Here is a 3,050-nt window from a genome sequence, read left to right as displayed (position 1 = left end):
TTACACATTCAATGTTCTATTTGAGTCCATCAAAACCCCTTGGGTGTTGTATGGTTAAGCCTCACGGGCAATTAGTATCAGTTAGCTCAACGCCTCACAACGCTTACACACCTGACCTATCAACGTCGTAGTCTCCGACAACCCTTTAGGATACTTAAAGTATCAGGGAAGACTCATCTCAGGGCTCGCTTCCCGCTTAGATGCTTTCAGCGGTTATCGATTCCGAACTTAGCTACCGGGCAATGCGTCTGGCGACACAACCCGAACACCAGAGGTTCGTCCACTCCGGTCCTCTCGTACTAGGAGCAGCCCCCTTCAATCTTCCAACGCCCACGGCAGATAGGGACCGAACTGTCTCACGACGTTCTAAACCCAGCTCGCGTACCACTTTAAATGGCGAACAGCCATACCCTTGGGACCGACTTCAGCCCCAGGATGTGATGAGCCGACATCGAGGTGCCAAACACCGCCGTCGATATGAACTCTTGGGCGGTATCAGCCTGTTATCCCCGGAGTACCTTTTATCCGTTGAGCGATGGCCCTTCCATTCAGAACCACCGGATCACTATGACCTGCTTTCGCACCTGCTCGAATTGTCATTCTCGCAGTCAAGCGGGCTTATGCCATTGCACTAACCTCACGATGTCCAACCGTGATTAGCCCACCTTCGTGCTCCTCCGTTACTCTTTGGGAGGAGACCGCCCCAGTCAAACTACCCACCAGGCACTGTCCTCACCCCAGATAATGGGGCTAAGTTAGAACATCAAAACTACAAGGGTGGTATTTCAAGGACGGCTCCACTTGAACTGGCGCCCAAGTTTCAAAGCCTCCCACCTATCCTACACATGTAGGTTCAATGTTCAGTGCCAAGCTGTAGTAAAGGTTCACGGGGTCTTTCCGTCTAGCCGCGGGTACACTGCATCTTCACAGCGATTTCAATTTCACTGAGTCTCGGGTGGAGACAGCGTGGCCATCATTACGCCATTCGTGCAGGTCGGAACTTACCCGACAAGGAATTTCGCTACCTTAGGACCGTTATAGTTACGGCCGCCGTTTACCGGGGCTTCGATCAAGAGCTTCGACCTAAGTCTAACCCCATCAATTAACCTTCCGGCACCGGGCAGGCGTCACACCGTATACGTCATCTTACGATTTTGCACAGTGCTGTGTTTTTAATAAACAGTTGCAGCCACCTGGTATCTGCGACTCTCGTTAGCTCCATCCGCAAGGGACTTCACCGACAAGAGCGTACCTTCTCCCGAAGTTACGGTACCATTTTGCCTAGTTCCTTCACCCGAGTTCTCTCAAGCGCCTTGGTATTCTCTACCCGACCACCTGTGTCGGTTTGGGGTACGATTCCTTACAATCTGAAGCTTAGAGGCTTTTCCTGGAAGCATGGCATCAATGACTTCACTACCGTAGTAGCTCGACATCGTGTCTCAGCCTTAAAGAGAGCCGGATTTACCTAACTCTCAAGCCTACGCACTTGAACCTGGACAACCGTCGCCAGGCCCACCTAGCCTTCTCCGTCCCCCCATCGCAATTGTAAGAAGTACGGGAATATTAACCCGTTTCCCATCGACTACGCTTTTCAGCCTCGCCTTAGGGGTCGACTTACCCTGCCCCGATTAACGTTGGACAGGAACCCTTGGTCTTCCGGCGAGGGGGTTTTTCACCCCCTTTATCGTTACTCATGTCAGCATTCGCACTTCTGATACCTCCAGCATGCTTTACAACACACCTTCAACGGCTTACAGAACGCTCCCCTACCCAATACAATAAATTGCATTGCCGCAGCTTCGGTTTACAACTTAGCCCCGTTACATCTTCCGCGCAGGCCGACTCGACTAGTGAGCTATTACGCTTTCTTTAAATGATGGCTGCTTCTAAGCCAACATCCTAGCTGTCTAAGCCTTCCCACATCGTTTCCCACTTAGCTGTAATTTGGGACCTTAGCTGGCGGTCTGGGTTGTTTCCCTCTCCACGACGGACGTTAGCACCCGCCGTGTGTCTCCCGGATAGTACTTACTGGTATTCGGAGTTTGCAAAGGGTTGGTAAGTCGGGATGACCCCCTAGCCTTAACAGTGCTCTACCCCCAGTAGTATTCGTCCGAGGCGCTACCTAAATAGCTTTCGGGGAGAACCAGCTATCTCCAGGTTTGATTGGCCTTTCACCCCTAGCCACAAGTCATCCGCTAATTTTTCAACATTAGTCGGTTCGGTCCTCCAATTGATGTTACTCAATCTTCAACCTGCCCATGGCTAGATCACCTGGTTTCGGGTCTATATCTAGCAACTCGACGCCCAGTTAAGACTCGGTTTCCCTACGGCTCCCCTAGATGGTTAACCTTGCTACTAAATATAAGTCGCTGACCCATTATACAAAAGGTACGCAGTCACACCACGAAGGTGCTCCTACTGCTTGTACGTACACGGTTTCAGGTTCTATTTCACTCCCCTCACAGGGGTTCTTTTCGCCTTTCCCTCACGGTACTGGTTCACTATCGGTCAGTCAGTAGTATTTAGCCTTGGAGGATGGTCCCCCCATATTCAGACAGGATATCACGTGTCCCGCCCTACTCGATTTCACTGATTATGATGTGTCGGTTACGGGGCTATCACCCTGTATCGCGAGACTTTCCAGACTCTTCACCTGCATCATTAAAAGCTTAAGGGCTAGTCCAATTTCGCTCGCCGCTACTTTCGGAATCTCGGTTGATTTCTTTTCCTCGGGGTACTTAGATGTTTCAGTTCCCCCGGTTCGCCTCATTAACCTATGTATTCAGTTAATGATAATACCTTATGGTATTGGGTTTCCCCATTCAGGAATCCCAGACTCAATGACTTTTACTGTCTAATCTGGGCTTATCGCAAGTTAATACGCCTTTCATCGCCTCTGACTGCCAAGGCATCCACCGTGTACGCTTAGTCACTTAACCATACAACCCGAAGGAGTTTCGAGTTGTTGTTACGCAACCAAAGTTGTCTGCATTTTTATACATGTGCAGACTCGATTTTGCCGGACTCAAATATGAATACTTACTTTAAAA

General features: G+C 50.1%; 1 rRNA gene. It reads right to left on the bottom strand.

From position 1 onward, the window contains the following. Nucleotides 1–50: 50 nt before the first annotated feature. Nucleotides 51–2,939, bottom strand: a 23S ribosomal RNA gene (locus MU515_RS20015). Nucleotides 2,940–3,050 lie beyond the last annotated feature (111 nt).

This window comes from Vibrio intestinalis (assembly GCF_025195085.2).
GTDB classification, from domain to species: Bacteria; Pseudomonadota; Gammaproteobacteria; order Enterobacterales; family Vibrionaceae; genus Vibrio; species Vibrio intestinalis.
The sequence above is the reverse complement of the archived record's forward strand: the minus strand, read 5'-3'. Positions and strand labels throughout refer to the sequence as shown.